At 55.8% G+C, this 538-nt stretch carries 1 protein-coding gene; it reads left to right on the top strand.

What is annotated here, in order from left to right:
• A partial coding sequence (locus tag CWB99_RS24250; protein ID WP_171045427.1) for a hypothetical protein occupies positions 1 to 538 on the top strand: 538 nt, incomplete at both ends.

The raw sequence follows: 538 nt of genomic DNA, 5'->3' as shown, positions 1-538 counted from the left end.
ACATGACGCTAAATGTGTGGTACAGCTGACCACCTTTGACGAATATGGTCGGGTGTTCCAGCAGTTTGATGACTATCGTCGTACCCGGGAGCGTGGTCGCTTTGTGGAAGCCCGTGGCCAGCGCTTATATTACAGCGCCGGACAGGTTGATAAAAAACAGGAAGCGCGAGAAGGCGACCGTGGCCAGCTGTACTATGTTGCCGAGTCGCACGATGCGGCCGGGCGGGTAACTGCCTACCAGAAAGGCCACTTTAGTATGGCGGTGGGCTATGACAGCCGCGGCCAGCTGAGCACGCTGGGGGTTGCTCAGAGCAGTGCCTATCGTTATATCCAGCAGCACAGCTACACTTTTGATGCGATGGGGAACCTGACCAGCCGGGCGCTGAACGCCGAAGACACGGCGACCACCTTTGAGTACGATATCCTGAACCGCGTTACCACAGTAGATGGTGTTGATAAGCGATACGTCTATGACGCCAATGGCAATCTCAAGATCAAAGATGGCTGGACACAAGAGTATGGCAAGGCAGGCGAGCCC

Source organism: Pseudoalteromonas rubra (assembly GCF_005887095.1).
Taxonomy (GTDB): Bacteria; Pseudomonadota; Gammaproteobacteria; order Enterobacterales; family Alteromonadaceae; genus Pseudoalteromonas; species Pseudoalteromonas rubra_E.
Note: the sequence above shows the minus strand (reverse complement) of the source record. Positions and strands in the feature narration are given on the sequence as shown.